At 36.1% G+C, this 17,786-nt stretch carries 16 protein-coding genes; 15 read left to right on the top strand and 1 reads right to left on the bottom strand.

Annotated elements, in window-relative coordinates; genetic code table 11:
• The first annotated feature begins 19 nt into the window (after positions 1–19).
• The 15 genes from GM418_RS30305 to GM418_RS30235 all read left to right on the top strand — a co-directional run bounded on the left by GM418_RS30305 (position 20) and on the right by GM418_RS30235 (position 16,386).
• A complete protein-coding gene (locus tag GM418_RS30305) occupies positions 20–2,233 on the top strand; it encodes a GH92 family glycosyl hydrolase (RefSeq protein WP_158871999.1) in 2,214 nt (737 codons plus the stop codon).
• A 288-nt stretch (positions 2,234–2,521) separates the two neighbouring features.
• Complete coding sequence (locus GM418_RS30300) at positions 2,522–3,760, top strand: MFS transporter (protein WP_158871997.1); 1,239 nt, start codon at positions 2,522–2,524, stop codon at positions 3,758–3,760.
• Between the two features lie 95 nt (positions 3,761–3,855).
• Positions 3,856–5,724: a class I mannose-6-phosphate isomerase gene (locus tag GM418_RS30295; RefSeq protein WP_217447649.1), complete on the top strand. Its 1,869-nt coding sequence runs from the start codon at positions 3,856–3,858 to the stop codon at positions 5,722–5,724.
• Positions 5,702–6,604, top strand: coding sequence for an ROK family protein (locus GM418_RS30290; RefSeq protein WP_158871995.1), 903 nt, complete (start codon positions 5,702–5,704; stop codon positions 6,602–6,604). The genes GM418_RS30295 and GM418_RS30290 overlap by 23 nt, the downstream gene beginning before the upstream one ends.
• On the top strand, positions 6,597–7,358 hold the full coding sequence (locus tag GM418_RS30285; RefSeq protein ID WP_158871993.1) for a (Fe-S)-binding protein: 762 nt from the start codon (positions 6,597–6,599) through the stop codon (positions 7,356–7,358). Before GM418_RS30290 ends, GM418_RS30285 begins: the two co-directional genes overlap by 8 nt.
• On the top strand, positions 7,355–8,719 hold the full coding sequence (locus GM418_RS30280) for a LutB/LldF family L-lactate oxidation iron-sulfur protein (RefSeq protein WP_246222796.1): 1,365 nt from the start codon (positions 7,355–7,357) through the stop codon (positions 8,717–8,719). The genes GM418_RS30285 and GM418_RS30280 overlap by 4 nt, the downstream gene beginning before the upstream one ends.
• 7 nt (positions 8,720–8,726) lie before the next feature.
• Positions 8,727–9,293 carry a LutC/YkgG family protein gene (locus GM418_RS30275; RefSeq protein ID WP_281350236.1) on the top strand — a complete coding sequence of 189 codons (567 nt, stop codon included), beginning with the start codon at positions 8,727–8,729 and terminating at the stop codon, positions 9,291–9,293.
• An 84-nt stretch (positions 9,294–9,377) separates the two neighbouring features.
• On the top strand, positions 9,378–10,460 hold the full coding sequence (locus GM418_RS30270) for a glycoside hydrolase 5 family protein (RefSeq protein WP_217447648.1): 1,083 nt from the start codon (positions 9,378–9,380) through the stop codon (positions 10,458–10,460).
• Between the two features lie 274 nt (positions 10,461–10,734).
• Positions 10,735–12,621, top strand: a complete 1,887-nt coding sequence (locus GM418_RS30265) for a family 20 glycosylhydrolase (protein WP_158871989.1) — start codon at positions 10,735–10,737, stop codon at positions 12,619–12,621.
• Positions 12,622–12,649: 28 nt separating this feature from the next.
• Positions 12,650–12,943, top strand: a complete 294-nt coding sequence (locus GM418_RS31585; protein ID WP_217447647.1) for a 3-keto-alpha-glucoside-1,2-lyase-like domain-containing protein — start codon at positions 12,650–12,652, stop codon at positions 12,941–12,943.
• Positions 12,944–13,408: 465 nt separating this feature from the next.
• On the top strand, positions 13,409–14,251 hold the full coding sequence (locus tag GM418_RS30255) for an RteC domain-containing protein (RefSeq protein ID WP_158871987.1): 843 nt from the start codon (positions 13,409–13,411) through the stop codon (positions 14,249–14,251).
• 301 nt (positions 14,252–14,552) lie between these two features.
• A complete protein-coding gene (locus GM418_RS30250; protein WP_158871985.1) occupies positions 14,553–14,810 on the top strand; it encodes a hypothetical protein in 258 nt (85 codons plus the stop codon).
• Between the two features lie 169 nt (positions 14,811–14,979).
• Positions 14,980–15,276, top strand: coding sequence for a helix-turn-helix domain-containing protein (locus GM418_RS30245; RefSeq protein WP_158871983.1), 297 nt, complete (start codon positions 14,980–14,982; stop codon positions 15,274–15,276).
• Positions 15,273–15,737 carry a hypothetical protein gene (locus GM418_RS30240; protein WP_158871980.1) on the top strand — a complete coding sequence of 155 codons (465 nt, stop codon included), beginning with the start codon at positions 15,273–15,275 and terminating at the stop codon, positions 15,735–15,737. The genes GM418_RS30245 and GM418_RS30240 overlap by 4 nt, the downstream gene beginning before the upstream one ends.
• Entirely contained in the window at positions 15,661–16,386 is a 726-nt protein-coding gene (locus GM418_RS30235; RefSeq protein ID WP_246222795.1) for a P-loop NTPase family protein, read from the top strand. Before GM418_RS30240 ends, GM418_RS30235 begins: the two co-directional genes overlap by 77 nt.
• Before the next feature lie 65 nt (positions 16,387–16,451).
• On the opposite strand, the gene GM418_RS30230 is transcribed toward GM418_RS30235, so the two are convergent.
• Positions 16,452–17,738 (bottom strand): hypothetical protein, encoded by a 1,287-nt coding sequence (locus GM418_RS30230; RefSeq protein ID WP_158871979.1) that lies wholly within the window; start codon positions 17,736–17,738, stop codon positions 16,452–16,454.
• Positions 17,739–17,786 lie beyond the last annotated feature (48 nt).

Genomic DNA, 17,786 nt, shown 5'->3' with positions numbered 1-17,786 from the left:
TCTTAAGAAAATATTAGGTATGAATATAAAAAATTATCAATCATACATAAATTTATGTTTGATATTATTCCTTTTAATAATTCTCACAACTGAGAACGCATATTGTCAAGATAGTAATTTAAGCCCTGCTGATTATGTAAATTTTCTTATTGGTACTGATGTGTTTGAAGATGCTAAATACAATGGGAATAATCCAGTCCATCCTGATTCTGCTATGTATGGAAATGAAATTCCTGGACCAAAAATGCCGGATGGAATTATAAATCCTTCTCCAGTTACAAGTTTTAAAGGTGTTTTTTATCATAGTCGTGGGGCAGGTTATTGTTATTCTGATGAGTCAATTATGGGTTTTACTAATCTACCCACTGAATATAATTTTTATAACAATCTTTTACTTATGCCAACTGTTGGAAGGCTATATACAAGACCAGGCGAATTAAGTTCTCCAAAAGATGGTTATCGAAGCAGGAAAAACTTCGAAAATGAGATTGCCAAACCATATTATTACAGTGTTGTTTTGAAAGACTACGACATCAAAGCAGAATTGACTACCACAAATCATGTTGCATTACATAGTTATACCTTTCCAAAGAGTGATAGTTCGAAAATTTTGCTGGATTTAGGTATATGCCACAAAAATTCGCGTATTATTTCTTCATTGGCTCAGATAAGAGATAACAATACAATCACAGGAAAGCAGATTATAGAAGCAAATAAATCTCATTTATTCCAATATTACGGAGAAGAAATCTTTTTTGCCATAAAGTTCAGTAGGAAATTCGAAGATTATGGAATGTGGGATAATTTTGAAAATAAAATATATAATGGCCGTGAAAATATTGAAGGAAAACAAGTTGGTGTTTTTGTAGATTATAAAACTGATGATAAAGAAAAGATTTTTGTAAAAGTTTCAATTTCGTTAATAAGTATAGAAGATGCATTGAAAAACATTGAATCTGAATTACCTAGTTGGTCATTTGATCAAATAAAAAATCAATGCAAAGTAGCTTGGAATGATATTTTATCACGTATAGAAATTGAAGGTGGCAATAAATCTCAAAGAACTTTATTTTATACTTCATTAGCACGTTCTTTAAACACTGGTGTGTTCATGGGGTGGTTTGATAACTATGAAATATTATTTCTTCTTCAACCAGAGAGAGTTGTAAACAGAGCCAATAGTAATGATTGGTCAACGCTTTATAGAGGGTTTATTGGCTTTGAGCAATTTCCTGCTGTCTTAAGTTATTATCTGAGAGGAGCGAAGGACATAGATATTAAAACAATCTATGACGCATACTATAAACGAATGACTAATCCCGAGGTAGAACGTTATGGAGATTTTTTTAGGTATGGATATATTCCATACAACTATAGGACTGATGAACAATCGACTACGATGGAGGATGATTGCGTCAACAGGACCCTCGGGTATGCTTATGCCTTCAATTGCCTCTCTTATATGGCAGAAGAATTGGGAGAAAAGCAAGAGGCAAAATATCTTAAGAAATTTTCTGATAATTATAAAAATATATTCGATAAAAAGACAGGTTTTATGAGGGCCAAGTTAAGAGATGGCTCATGGCTGGAACCTTTTGATCCTACCCAATCATATCTTCGAGAAATATATAAGGAAGGGAATGCATGGCAATATACATGGATGGTCCCTCATGATATTCCTGGTCTTATCAATCTTATGGGAGGTAAATATGCTTTTGCTAACAAGCTTGATGAACTTTTTACAACACCGTATAAATATGTCCACCGGAATACGTCCGGGATGATTGGAAATTACACTCATGGCAATGGAATAGATCGTTACATCCCTTACCTTTATAGTGAAGCTGGGTTTCCAAGTAAGACACAAAAAATGGTTCGAACTATTTTGGATACTTTATATCGGGCTACACCTGGAGGACTTACAAATAATGACGATTACGGAAAAATGTCTGCATGGTATGTGTATAGTGCAATGGGGTTTTTGCCACCATTGGATGCAACAAGCGAGAACTATATCTTAGGTGCCCCACTCTTTAAAAAGATAACAATTCATTTCTCAGATTATATTTATAATAATAATACTTTTACAATTGAATGCGAAAATTATTCACCTGAAAATATTTATGCCAAGAGTGTTAAACTTGATGGCAAAACTTTAAATAATTTTAAATTACCATTTGACGCTTTTATTAATGGGCAAAGACTTGTCTTTCAAATGTCACATGTTCCATAATAATTAAAAAATGCTGAATCACCATTCAATTGATTTAAAGAAAAAATAGAAAATTCTGATATTACTTTTTGTCAATGTTGAATTAGATTCTTTTTTCAATATAATATTAAGATTTCATTACAAACAGTAGATAGCTGTAAATCCATCTTTTAATTGTACCGTACAATAAAGATGTTATTTTCAATTTGGTTATTTGAGTTAAACAAGACAATCTCAAACTCCATTTCAAGACACCTATTTTTTCTAAAAAGATAAATTACTTAGGTAAAAAGATAAATTTTCAGATTAATGAAAAATTATAGTAAGTATAAGTGGGAAGTCCTTGCATTACTGTGGATCGCCTTTTTTCTAAATCAGGCAGATAGGCAGGTTTTTAACGTGGTTTTACCATTAATAAAAACTGATTTACAGCTTACTGATCTGCAAATAGGTACAATTGCTACCGTTTTTAACTTGGTGTTTGCTTTACTTGTTCCAATTGCGGGTTATGTAGGTGATATTTTTAGCAAAAAGTGGATTGTTGTAGTAAGTATTCTTCTTTTTAGTTTTGCCACGATGTTTACCGGTTTCAGTAATGGAATATTAATGTTAATACTGATGAGAAGCATTGCAACCGGAGGAGGAGAATCATTGTTCGGACCTGCAAACTATACGTTATTAGCCAGTTACCATAAAGATACACGTGCATTTGCCATGTCTGTCCATCAGACTTCGTACTACATTGGTATTATTGTAAGTGGATATGTAGCAGGTTACATTGGACAACACTGGGGGTGGAGAAACGCTTTTTATATTTTTGGAGGTATTGGATTGATCCATGGAATTATATTGATATTAAGATTAAAAGATAAAGAGGACAAAAAGGAATGGGAAAAAGAGGAAGAAAAGGCGGGAAAAATTAAAGTTTCAGAAGCATTAAGAATTTTTTTTAAAACACCAACAGCCATAGTACTCACAATAGGATTTAGCGGACTAATTTTTGTTCTGACCGGATACCTTACCTGGACTCCTACTTACCTTTTTGAAAAGTTTAATATGAGCCTTTCCCGAGCTGGTTTCCATTCAATGTTCTATACTCACCTATTTGCATTATTAGGAATTCTCTTCGCTGGGAAATTCTCAGATAAGCTAGCAGTAAAAAACCCGGCAAACCGTATTTTAATGCAAGCTTTAAGTTTGCTTGTTGCAGTCCCATTTATAGTCCTGATGGGAATATCCAATGGGTTAATTTCTGTTTACATTGGATTTGCTGGCTTTGGATTTGCCCGTGCTTTTTTTGATGCTAATACTTGGGCTGTTCTATATGATGTTATTCCTAAAAAATACCAATCATCGGCTTCAGGTATAATGCTAATGATCGGTTTTGGAGTCGGTTCTCTCTCTCCAATTGTTCTGGGCTATTTAAAACCAGTTATTGGACTTTCATTTGGTATATCACTTTTATCAATTATTTGGGTTTTGTGCGGGATACTTTTGATATATGCATACAAATTTTCATATAACAAAGATTATAAGAAATGTCACTGAATGATTTAAATGTCTCATTTTTATTGTTTTGTGATAAAAATTAGAAATATGAACAATAAAAAATTTAAATACAATTAAAAAGGAGGAAATTTGAAATGAGTTTTATGTTTAATCCACATCCTTATGATGATCCAACTGCCGTAAACAAGCCGGAATTATCAGACAAAACAATTCATTCTATAATAACCGGAATAAAACAATCGGCCAGCTATATCAGCAACTTATTGCAAAAAAAACTGAATGGGAAAAGCGGAGCCGTTGTCATTGCTCTTGATGGTTATATTGGTGCTGAATGGGAGCAAACTGTTAATTTAATCTCGCAGGAGTTGAAATTACAAAGGCTCAAGATTACAGCGATCGATTTTGCTGATGTATATAAATCCAGTGCTGAACTTGATAAATTATTTGCCGAATACCTAGAGGAAAATTTAGAAAAAGATCCCGTACTGCTTTTTGGTAAGCTTTTTAAAGGTGATTTTGAGGATATTATTGACAATCGGAAATATAAATTACTGAAAAAAAGAATAACAGAAGCAATTGAAGGTCAGGAGAAAGAAGTGATTATTGTTTATGGTTGTGGTGCTGCCATCAAATCACTTCGTTCTTTATACGACTTTGTGTTCTATTTTGATGTCACACCAAAAGAAGTTATCCTTCGTGCAAAAAAGGGAAAATTTGCCAACCTTGGAGACACCATAGCAAGGCCAGTGAAAACAATGCTTCGTCGTTGCTACTATGTTGATTTTGAATTGGCAGGTCATCTCAGGTGGGATATGATTGAAAATGACGAAATTGACTATTATGTAGCAAGTAATGATCCAGATAATATTCAGCTTATTCCAAAAGAATCATTTAGTGATATCACCTCCGCACTGGTAAGATACCCATTAAGATGTAAACCTGTTTATATTGAAGGTGTTTGGGGGGGGCATTATATGAAAAGTCTTAGGAATCTTCCAGATAATATGCGTAATGCGGCATGGGTTTTCGACCTTATTCCGTTAGAGGTAAGTATTGTTGTGGAGGCTGGCAGCCAGTTAATTGAAATGCCTTATTTCACCTTTGTACAAAAAGAAGGAACCCAGTTAATGGGACAGGATTGTGTAGATAAATTTGGTGGCTATTTTCCAATCCGTTTTAATTATGACGATTCATACCATAGCAGCGGCAACATGTCTGTCCAGTTGCATTCAAGTCATCAGTACAACATTGAGAACTACGGTGAGCATGGACGCCAAGATGAAAGTTATTATGTTATAGCAACCGGTCATGGTGCAAAAACCTATTTAGGTTTTAATGAAGATGTCAATCCGGATGAATTTATACGCGAGGCCAAAAAATCGGAAAAGGAATTTACTCCTATTGATTATCAAAAATACATTAACCATGTTCAATCAATGCCAGGCACCCAGGTAATGATTCCAGCGGGCACAATACATTCATCAGGACGCAACCAGGTTGTTTTGGAAATTGGCAGTTTAACCGTTGGGTCGTATACCTATAAAATGTACGATTACCTGCGTGCCGACCTGGATGGTAAGCCACGTCCAATTCATACATATCATGGAGAACGTGAACTAAGAAAAGAACGGAAGACTAACTGGGTGAAAGAAAACCTTGTGCAGACCCCCTGGTTGGTACGTAGTGGAGAAGGCTGGGCTGAGTATATTGTTGGTGAACATGATTTGCTTTATTTCAGTTTAAGAAGATTTGAGTTTGAAAATGAGATTAGAGATAACACTAATGGTAAGTTCCATGTGTTGACTTTAGTTGATGGCGAAAAAGTCCTAATTCAATCGGTAGATAATCCTGAACATTGTTATACGTCGAATTATCTTGATGTAGTTGTTGTTCCTGCAAATATGGGATCATACGTTGTGAAAAATATCGGGAATCAACCGGTATGTATTCATAAAACAATGTTAAAAGATGGCTTTACAAATGAAGAGTTATTTATCCATTGACGCCGGAGGCACATTTCTGAAATCTGCTGTTCTATCTTCCGAAGGAGAAATATTCCGGGAGTCAGTCTTCTCTGTGGAATCATTTTCAGGAGGTACTAAAGAAAAAATATTTGGGGCCTTCACAAAAATTATTTTGAAAGGCCTGGACTTTGCAGATGATAAAGGAATGGAGTTGAGGGGAGTTGGTGTTGCATTCCCTGGCCCGTTCGATATTGAAAAGGCAATACCGTTAATGCAACATAAATTTCAGAGTATCTATGGCATCAATTTGCGTGATGTTTTCTATAAAATGTCAGGATTACCGGAAAATATTCCAATAAAATTTATTCATGATGCCAATGCTGTTTTGGCAGGTGAATTATGGAAAGGAAATGCCAAAGAGTTTAGTAATGCAGCTGTTGTTACGCTGGGAACTGGTTTGGGCTTTGCTCTTGCCGAAGAAGGAAAATTACTTTGTAATTCTGTTGGTGGTCCGTTTATGTCCATTTTTCAACTTCCTTATAAAGAAGGGATTTTGGAAGATTATGTCTCGAAGAGGGGATTTATAAAAATTTATCAGGAGTTAAACAGTAAGATAAATTGTAATGGATTGGAAGTCTCTGATATTGGAAAATTGGCCAATAATGGTGATGAAAATAGTATCTGGACCTTTCAAAAAGCAGGGGAAATTTTAGGGGAATCACTTAAAGATATCCTTGTGGAGCAAAAAATCGAATGTTTGCTTTTTGGCGGGCAGATATCCCGATCATTTTCCTACATGAAAGAGCCATTACAGAAGGTGCTGAAAAATGTAAGCTCACTAAAAAAAATTAATGTTGTAAAAAGTATCGATTATGCAGCTTTATGGGGAGCGCTAAATACTGTTTTGTACAATGAATGATCAAGTTACAAAAAATAGAATAGGTCTTTTCATTCCCTGCTACATCGACCAGTTTTACCCGCGTGTAGGAATAGCTACATTAGGATTACTGCAAAAATTGGGGCTTGAAGTAGATTATCCGGTGGAACAGACATGTTGTGGCCAGCCGTTAGCCAATAGTGGTGCTGAAAAAGAAGCTATTCCTGTGTATAAAAACTTTGTCCGTAACTTCAGCAAATATGATTACGTGGTATCTCCTTCGGGAAGTTGTGTTTACCATGTTAGTGAGCATTATAATATTTTGGAACAAACCGATGAAGTAAGAAAGGTTAGAAAAAACACCTATGAACTCTGTGAGTTTTTGGTTGATATTCTGAAAGTTGATGACTTTGGTGCCAGTTTCCCCCATAAAGTAGGCCTTCATCAAAGTTGCCACGGACTCCGGGGATTAAAACTGGGAACCCCCTCTGAGCTTATTACCGAACGAAACTCCAAAGTTCACCAGTTGCTAAATAAAGTAAAAGGCATTGAACTTATTAATCTTGACAGGGAAGATGAGTGCTGTGGCTTTGGAGGGACATTTTCAATTTTTGAGCCGGATGTGTCGGTAAAAATGGGAAAGTCAAGGATACATGACCATGAGACCAACGGCGCAGAGATTATAACAGCCACAGATATGTCGTGTTTAATGCACTTGGAAGGAATAATCAGGAGAGAAAAGAAAAAGGTTAAAGTGATGCACATTGCCGAAATCCTAAACAGTAGTAACTTATGATGGCACATGCAAAAAACGCAGGAAAGTTTTTACAGGATGACCGGCGATCAGACTGGCAAGATAAAGCATTATGGGCTGTACGTCAGAAAAGAGATATAGCTGCCGGGCAGGTGAAGGAATGGGAAAAGCTCAGAGAACAGGCATCACAAATTAAAGAGCACACATTATCCAACCTGGATGGATACCTGTTAGATTTTGAGGAAATAGCCTTACAAAATGGGGTTAAGGTACACTGGGCCACTGATGCAGAAGAATTTAACAAAACAGTGTTACAAATTATCCGGGCTAAAAATGCAAAAAAGGTTGTCAAAAGCAAGTCAATGCTGACTGAAGAATGTGGCCTTAATCCTTTTCTTGAAAAACAGGGAATCGAAATCACGGATACCGACCTTGGTGAGCGAATTATCCAGTTCAGGAAAGAGCCGCCAAGCCATATTGTATTGCCTGCCATCCATCTGAAAAAAGAAGAGGTTGGGGAATTGTTCCATGAAAAATTGCATACGGAGAAAGGCAACTCAGACCCAACATACCTTACCGGGGCAGCACGAAAGCATCTGAGAAAAAAATTTCTGGAGGCAGATGTTGCTATTACCGGGGTAAATTTTGCAGTAGCAGAGAGTGGCACTGTGGTGGTGTGCACCAACGAGGGGAACGCAGATATGGGAGTTCAAGCAGCAAAAGTCCAAGTTCACTGTATGGGTATTGAGAAAATAATCCCCAAAACAGAAGATTTGAGCGTATTTATACGCTTATTGGCACGCAGCGCAACCGGACAATCAATTACAACTTATACCTCGCATTACCGGAAACCAAAACCCAGGGGAGAAATGCATGTTATAATTGTTGATAACGGACGTTCCAGTCATTTGGGTATCACTGCACATAGAAATTCATTAAAATGTATCCGTTGCGGGGCATGTATGAACACCTGCCCGGTATTCAGGAGAAGCGGTGGACACAGCTACGGAAGTGTCATCCCCGGCCCCATTGGTTCTATACTGGCCCCGGTACACCGGACGAAGGAAAAGAAAGATTTGCCTTTTGCCTCCTCATTGTGTGGTTCATGTTCCAATGTTTGTCCAGTAAAAATTGACATACACGAACAATTATATAACTGGAGGCAGGAATTAAATGAAAAAAAGCTTCTTTCCACGACAAAAGTAGTTTCATTGAGAATTGCAGGGAAATTATTATCGAGTAACAGGTTGTATAATTTTTCCGGGAAGACAGCTCGCTGGGCATTACGACATATGCCGCGAAAAGTAATTTATAATAACCTGAATGTTTGGGGGAAAGGCCGTGAACTACCAGAACCTCCCGAAGAATCTTTTAAAGAATGGTGGAATAAAAACAAAAAGTGAGTAAAGTATGGGTAAGCATGAGATTTTACAAACAATATGGCATAACAAACCAGCTTTTAAATCGCCACCGGAGGAATTCAAAGAATATTCGACATCAATAAAACAGGATTTATTGGAAGAATTAAAAGAAAGCCTGAAAAGAGAAGGAGTTTTTGTGAAAGAGTTGGAAGAAAATGAAGTGACAGAATTTATAACAAAGAGTTACAGACAAACGATAGATTTTACAAAAATGGAAGGTTGGAAGAAATTTGATGAGAATTGCTCCAAAACAGAATTGGAAAGGATTGAAAATGTTTTAATAAACGGCCTATTTGGTGTATCCGAAAATGGAGCGATTTGGATTGATGATTCATGTATCCCCAATCGTTTAATTCCATTTATTTCAGAAAGACTAATTATCAAATTGAACAAAAATGATATAATATCTAATATGTATTTAGCTTATAAAAAAATAAAACAAAAAGATTGTGGATTTGGAGTATTTGTATCTGGTCCTTCAAAGACGGCAGATATTGAACAAAGTTTGGTTTATGGGGCTCATGGAGCTATTCATTTACACATGATTTTATATTAAAATAATGATTTCAGGTTTAGACATATTAATTAATGGCTATGGTGCGCAACAATTTTTTATCTAATAATTAGAAAATATAACAACATGAAAAACAAAATTTATTTTTTATTAATAGTTAGCCTTTTTGCTTTTCCTAGATGCAGATATTCAGAAAACAGTAATGGATTAAAATCGAATATTTGGACTAAAGAGCAGTCCAGAATTTGGCAGGAAAAAAACGGTTGGTTAAGGGGGTGCAATTTTATCCCGAGTACTGCGATTAATCAGCTTGAAATGTGGCAGGTAGAGACTTTTGATACAGTAACTATCAATCGAGAATTAAGTTGGGCCAAAGACATTGGGATGAATTGTATGCGGGTTTATTTACATCATGTCGCATGGGAAATTGATCAGTATGGGTTTAAGAATAGAATAAGTCGTTATTTAGAAATTGCTAATAGGTATAATATCAAGACAGTGTTTGTTTTTTTTGATGATTGTTGGAACCCTACCTACAAAGCAGGGAAACAACCTGATCCTAAACCAGGCATACATAACTCTGGCTGGATACGTGATCCCGGGGATTTATTATTTCAAGACTCAACTTTGACAAAAATATTAGAGATATACGTTAAGGACATTTTAACTTCTTTTAAGGATGACAAGCGTATTTTAATGTGGGATCTATATAATGAACCTGGCATGTCAGGGTGTGGCAACAAATCTTACCAGCTATTACAAAATGTATTCAAGTGGGCTTGGGAGGTTCGCCCATCACAACCATTAACTGCGGGGGTATGGAATAATACCCTTCCAACCTTGAACAAATTTCAAATAGAAAGCTCAGATGTGATTACATATCACACCTATAAAGATCCTGTGGAACATAAGGTGACGATTGATACTTTAAAATTATATGGACGTCCAATGATTTGTACTGAATACATGGCACGAGAGAAAAACAGTCTATTTAGTAATATTATGCCTATGTTGAAGAAAGAAAATATTGGTGCCATTAATTGGGGACTTGTCTCAGGTAAAACAAATACAATTTATGCGTGGGAAAAAGCAATTCCAGGCGGCTCGGAACCAGAACTTTGGTTTCATGATATATTTAGATCCGATGGTACTCCCTATGATAAAGAAGAAATTGAGCTGATTAGAAGTTTGACAGTGAGCAATAATTAACTAAAACGTGATTAAAATAGGACGGATAAAGAAATTCGTAAATAAGGAATAAATACATAACAATTAGAAGTTTTATGTCAATCAAAAACTAAATTATCTATTCACTATCCTAAATTGTTTCGTAGTCTGGTCAAATAAAAGATGCTAAAACAAATTCAACGTAGTGTGGTGCCCAAAGAGAGTTGATAAGATACTAGAATGAGAGTTTTGATTTTTTATCAATGGGAACTGTAATTATACCAACTTAAGATGTTATTATATTATATAAATACTGATGATTAATAAATATTTTTTAATAATACTGATTTTTATCGCATCAAATGCAAAAATCCATGCTCAGGAAATCTATATAATACCGTTACCTAAACAAATTGAAAATGGAATTGGGTATTTTATTTTGAATGATGCAACAATAATTTATTACAATGATCAACAATTGCATTCACTTGTAAATAGATTTTTGAACTCAGTGGAGTCTTTAACAGGATTACATTTTTCATCGAGAAAAGTAAATGAATGCCAAAAAAAAGATCAAGCAATAAATTTATTCTTGGTTTCAGATGATAGTATTCCTTATGAAGGATATGAACTTCAAATCAATGCAAATTCAATAACTTTACAAGCTACTTCATTGCAAGGTCTATTTTATGGATTACAGAGCTTTCTTCAGATTATTCCAGAAAATAGGGAATATCGGATTCCATGTGTTACAATCAAAGATGCCCCAAGATTTCAATGGCGAGGTTTTATGCTTGATGTAAGTAGACATTTCTTTTCCATAGAAGAGTTAAAAACATTAATAGACCAAATGGCATTATACAAATACAATGTTTTTCATTTACATTTGACTGATGATCAAGGGTGGCGTATTGAAATTAATGCTTTTCCTAGGCTAACTGAAGTAGGTGCATGGAGAGTACCTAGAATTGGTTCGTGGAATGAACTTCAGGTAGCTCAAATTGGAGAAAAAGCGAGCTATGGGGGATACTATACCAAGAAAGAAATAATGGATTTAATTCAGTATGCTGGTGAAAGATTTATTCAGATCATGCCTGAAATTGATATCCCTGGACATTCAATGGCTGCAATTACATCTTATCCACACTTGTCGTGTACTAAAAAGCAGTACCAAGTGCCTGTGAATTCTTCTTTTTATGGAAGTGAGTGCAATACCTTATGTATAGGTAATGATTCTACTTTTGATTTTGTGGACAAAGTATTAGACGAGATAGTAGCTATGTTTCCATTCAAATATGTCCATATTGGCGGAGACGAATGTTATAAGGAGTTTTGGAAAAAATGTCCTGATTGTCAGGATTTAATGAAGAAGAATGATTTGGAAAATGAAAAAGAATTACAGAGTTATTTTGTAAAACAGGTAGAGAAAATGCTCTTAGAAAAAGGGAGGAAACTTGTTGGATGGGGCGAAATATTGGAAGGGGGATTAGCTCCCAATTCAACAGTAATGAGTTGGATAGATATGACGGCAGGTAATAATACAGCAAGACAGGGGCACGATGTGATCATGACCCCAAGATTTCCTACATATATGGACTACTACCAAGGAGATTTTAGTGTTGAACCTCTGGCTGGAAAGAGAGTGAATCGGTTAAAAACATGTTACTCTTTTGACCCTGCTCCAAATGATAAATTTATTTCACACATTATAGGAGGAGAAACATGTTTGTGGACTGAGAATATTCCAAATTTTAGGCATGCACAATATATGTATTGGCCTCGATCTATGGCTCTCGCCGAAGTTTACTGGTCGCCTAATTCTAAAAAGAATTGGGAAGGATTTATTTATCGTATGGAGCATCACATGAAAAAGTTTGATAAATTAGATTATAAGTATGCTTTAAGCTATTTAGATGCGGTTGTCAAACCATTTATTGGAAGAAATGGTATCCTCTACATACAACTAGGAAAGGAAAAGAAAGGATTGGATATTTACTATACATTCGATAATACCTTCCCTGATAAATATAGTGCTAAATATCTGGACGGACAAGTACTTGAAATTCCTAAAAATGCAAAAACTATTATAGTTGCGACTTATGAGAATAATAAGCAGATTGGTAAAACTATTTCAATACCATTAAACGAACTGAAGACTCGAACTCAGATTAAAAAGGTTCAAGGATATTTAGAATTTCAATAATTTATTTTAATGATAAACAAATTTACTAATGAATAATATATTGTTTTTGTCAATGCTGATTTTAATATCAAATGTTTTTTTGACTTTAAATGTAAATAACGAGTCGGAGAAATGGACTACCCTTTTTGACGGCAAAAGCCTGAACGGTTGGAAAGTATTAAATGGAACAGCCGAATACAAAGTAGAGAATGATGAAATTGTCGGAACCAGTAAAACTGTTACTCCAAACACTTTTTTCGTAACAGAAAAGAACTATGGCAAAACAGAATTGGGTTCTGATATTCCAGTGCAAGTACCAGTCAGATCGAAAAGCGCAATCTGAATCCCGGCAAGATCATTTATAGTAAGGATTTGATTTTTAAAGACGGTTCCTAAGGAAGTACCTTATCAATCCTGCCTTCGAAGAATGCCGAAAAGGTAATAAAGCATTTGCCGGAGGTGCCGGAAAATTCGTCGAATCATTTTAAGAACTTTGTATTGGCGTGTAGAGGAGATGAAGAAACACGCTCACCGTTTGGTATTTCAGATTCTTTAAGCCAGGTGTTTGTATTAGGAAAACTGGCAACGCCTGAGTACTAAGCTTATTTTTGATATAAAGATCAAGCAGATAACAAATAATGCTGAAGCAAATCAATTGCTACAGGGGCCACCACCACAAATAGGTTGGGAAGAATCTTACAGATTATAAACATTGAAAGAAATCCAAATTGAAAATATAATGATAATTGCTTCTTGATATATAAGATAGGTTATGAGATAATTAATTTGATTTGAAATGAAAAACCCCATGCCGAGACAAATAGTTGAACAATTAGAAAACGATTTACAGGAAATAAGCCGTGTGGAACATGACGAAATTTCAAAGGTCGAAAAAGCAGTAGGAGTTAGCTCAACAGCGCTGTTGGAATTGCGAGACTATGTGAACCACTCAGACTTTAAAAATACGGAAGAAGAAGTCCGTTTTTTCAAAGAGATAAAACCGTATGCGCTCGGAGAATATTTATACTACTCGAAGCTCTGGGAAATTTTAATCCGGCAACCGGTAACTTCCATAAGAAGGAGAAAAAAGTATTTGAGACAAATGATAACTGAAACTCAGGAATTTTTTAATGAAAATACCGAGTTTTATCTCTATTACAGGAGTGGTTCAACCCATTTGGATGAAAAATACTTTGTGCGCACAGAAATCAGTTGTACCCTGAATTGTTCCAGGTTTATTTATGACCCGTTTTTTTCTACCAGCCATGATTATACCCTGGCAGCAATAAAAGCCAATGAGAAAATTGCCATATATTGTAATGAGGAACTTAATAAGTTAAAGCGATGGGCCAGATATCGTCTTGTCCGCAGCGACATGACCTGGGACCTCACCAAACGGGACCTAATGTTGATTGTTTACGGCATTTATTATACGGATGCAGTAAATAAAGGGAATACATCTATCAAGGATTTGGTCAAAGGTTTTGAATCCCTATTCAATGTGGATTTATCAGGTTATTACCATATTTTTTACGAAGCCATCCAGCGCCAACAACCGTTTGAATACTTAGACAAAATGAAAGAAACACTGACAAAATTGAAAGAAGAGTCGGATGAAAATAAAAGGCAAAGAAGACGAAGCCAAAAATGAATTGTTTGAAAACAATGAATAAAAGAAACTCAGAAAGAAAAACAGGATAATATTAGAAAAATAACACAACAGAACAAAAATGAGAAGATAACAGGGGTAAAAATACAGACGCGTTAGTTTTTGATTCTTGTACCGGAAAATCGTCAAATTTTAAACATCACAGGAACATAAACAGGACGCCCGCGCATCAGGCGTGGGCTGAACTTACCTGTGGTGTGGGTGTTTGACGATACCTCCGGTACGGTATGTTTCAGTTCCACGCTTTTTTTATTCCTGAGTAAATTTGATATATCTTTAAAAGATGAATAAATACCTGACTGCCAAGAATATTGAGAATGCAGATTTAATTGCTGTTTTCCAGCGTTGTCCTTTTGAAGAAGCAACCAGTGATTGTCCCTTTATCCTGTATCACCGGTTAAATGATATGAAAGAACAAATCCGGCAACTGAATACCCTTGATGAAGCTACCCTTCAGCAACTCCGTTCCTTTCACCGTTCGTGCATCGTTGTAAGGAGAAGTCAAATGGAACTAAATGAGGCTAATTCAAATGAACTGTAATACATGATTTCCGAATCTTCCTGCTTTAAAACAATCCCCTTAATCACATCGCTTATATTCAGTGGTTTATGAAAGATACATTAAAAAATAGCACCACAGTGTGGTACTAAATATTTTGAGGCAATCCAATTTTGGCAACACAAATTGTATCATTTTAAAACAAAAAGTTATGCCAACAGAAATTGTAACCACCGACGATTTACGGGAATTCAAAATTGAACTGCTCAAAGAAATCAAGCAACTCTTTGCCGCCCATCACGGGCAACCTACCAAGAAATGGCTAAAAACGTATGAAGTAAGAAAGTTGCTGGGGATTTCGCCGGGAACCCTCCAGAATATGCGAATTAACGGTACCCTTCCATTCACCAAAATAGGCGGCGTAATCTTTTACGACAGTGAAGACATTCAACGGATGATGAAAGAAAACCTGGTGCAAAACCGTTTTGAATTCCGCCGTGGTAAATGAACTACATCAGGCACCTGCGTGGTTTTTTCGACCGCCTGGAAGAAGATGCAAATATGACCTCCCACCATATCAGCCTTTATATAGCGCTTTTTAACCTCTGGAACCTGAATCGTTTCCGGGAACAATTTGATGTGAACCGGTTGGATGTAATGTCCATGGCGCGTATTGGTTCCAGAAATACCTATTCCAGGTGCATGAAAGAGCTGCATGACTGGGGGTACATTATTTATTCTCCTTCGGCCAACCGTTACCAGGTAAGCCGTGTTAGCTGTATCAGTTTTGATACCGCAAGTGAGACCACTACAGGGACTGCAAGTGGGACACCTTTTATAAACTATAAAAACAAGATAAAGGACAAACAAGGGGCACATCAAAATTTAAAAAATGGAAAAGAAAAACAATTCGGAAAAACCAATCCCTTACACGTCGAAACCGACAAGGATTACTCCGAACCCTTATAAAGAAATCGCGGAAATCAAAGACGGAAAACACCGGTTTAGTTTTGGTGCCTGTAAGGACTGGCTCGAAAACCTGGGAAAACGGACATATGGAGATTCTTTTCGTTTGTATCCGGATGATTTTCCGCTTATTTACAGTTTGATTGTTTATGCCATTGAAGACAAAAAGGAAGCTGAAAAGTGCAACCTCAATTTGAAAAAAGGTATCCTGTTAACCGGCCCAATCGGTTGTGGAAAAACCACCTTGATGAATCTGGTGAAGTATTTCTTTCAGCCGGGAAAACAGTATCAGGTCAAATCCACCCGCGACATTACTTTTGAATTTGAACAGGAAGGCTACAAAGTGATTAACCGGTACAGCAAGAACCCGTTAAACCTGAGTTATACCAACCCGGTTCCAAATATATTCTGTTTTGACGATTTAGGAATAGAACAAACCCAGAAACACTTTGGAAACGAATGCAACGTGATGGCAGAAATCCTGCTCAGCCGTTACGATTTGTTTATCTCCAAAGGAATTCCAACGCATTTAACAAGCAATCTTTCTGCTTCAGAAATCGAAGAAAAATATGGCAACCGTGTCCGCAGCAGGATGCGCGAAATGTTCAACCTTGTGGCATTTGATAAGGAGTCGGGGGATAAAAGAAGTTGATTAAAAAATTAAGTGTACTCCTTTTTATGATTTCATTTCTTATAATAACCTTTTGGTTTTTAAGTTCAGAACATATCGATCCTGAAAACGAAGTCATTTTGGTTAAAATCATAGCTGACCTCCCATCCCGACCAGTAAATCCCGGCTACAAAATCTCCAGCCTTTATGCCGGATTTCAGACTAAACCCTTTCCATAAATCGTAGTACAAGCTTATATCATATTCATTAAAATACCAAATTTCAACATTTTGGTTACTAAAAAGATAGGTGTTGTTTTCGTTGTAACGGTGATAAATATAGGAAGCGCCGACCGACAACTTCGGGGCAAAATAATAACCCGCAGACGCTTTTACCCCAAAATCAAAAATATTCTCATCAAATTCTGTCTGAACACCATTGATATCCAACTTCTTTATTCCAGAATAGCGCATAAAAGGACTGACTTTTAGGCCAAGATTATTATTCTCTGATTGATACAATTTTATTGGAATGGCCAATGAAATTTCCCTGATTGATCCGGATGTCATATACCCCGGGTTTATATCAAAATACTTGTTCAACTGCCGGTAATACTGAATACCTGCCGAGAAATTATTTGACAGGTCGAGCCCGAACATAAACATTAATATATGTTTTGTATTCTCAGCATAATCTTCAGGGTTAATCCCAAATCCCGGGTGTAAACTGTTGTAGTAATATTTAGGCAGAAATGGTTGAAAGAAACCGGTATCTGTGGTTGCCTGTTTTCCGTCAATAGAGCTTTTCGCATAATTTCTTTCTGCCATCCAAATACTGTCATTCGTATCAGAATTTCTATGTCCCCTGAACCTTTCCGTATATTTACCTGACGAGTAGTCAATGAATTCCTTGTACTTTTCTTTGGCATCACTGGTTTTTCCCAGGTTTTGAAGCGCAAAGCCGTTTAAAAAAGTACAATCGCTAAAATAAAGGGCATCCGGGTAAAGGGAAATCAAGCTATCCATTTTACTAGGGACTTTCTCAAATTGCCCTTTGTTAATGTCAGCGACAGATTCTGAGTATAGTGATGCAATTTTATGGTCTTTGAATTTAATAGAATTGGCTTTTTCATAAGTTTTACTACCCTGATATTTATTGTCATTACCCTCCATCTCTTTCAGGAATGATTCGTAATTGGATTCAGAAATGAGTTCATTGTTTTTATTCCGCAAGGGGACAGCATTCTCAGGCCCACCATATTCGTACAATGATTTATCCTCGTTGTATTTAATAAGGCCCGGGTTAAATGTTGCACAACTTTGCAGCAGGATTGCAGTTGTAATTACAAGGAAGAATTTGTGTCCAAAGGTAGAAAAACTGGTTTTAGGTTTCATACTGTATTCAGGTTTTATCGATTCATTATAAGATGTTCAAAAACGTGC

This window comes from Maribellus comscasis (assembly GCF_009762775.1).
GTDB lineage: Bacteria > Bacteroidota > Bacteroidia > Bacteroidales > Prolixibacteraceae > Draconibacterium > Draconibacterium comscasis.
This window is presented reverse-complemented; position numbering and strand designations above follow the sequence as displayed.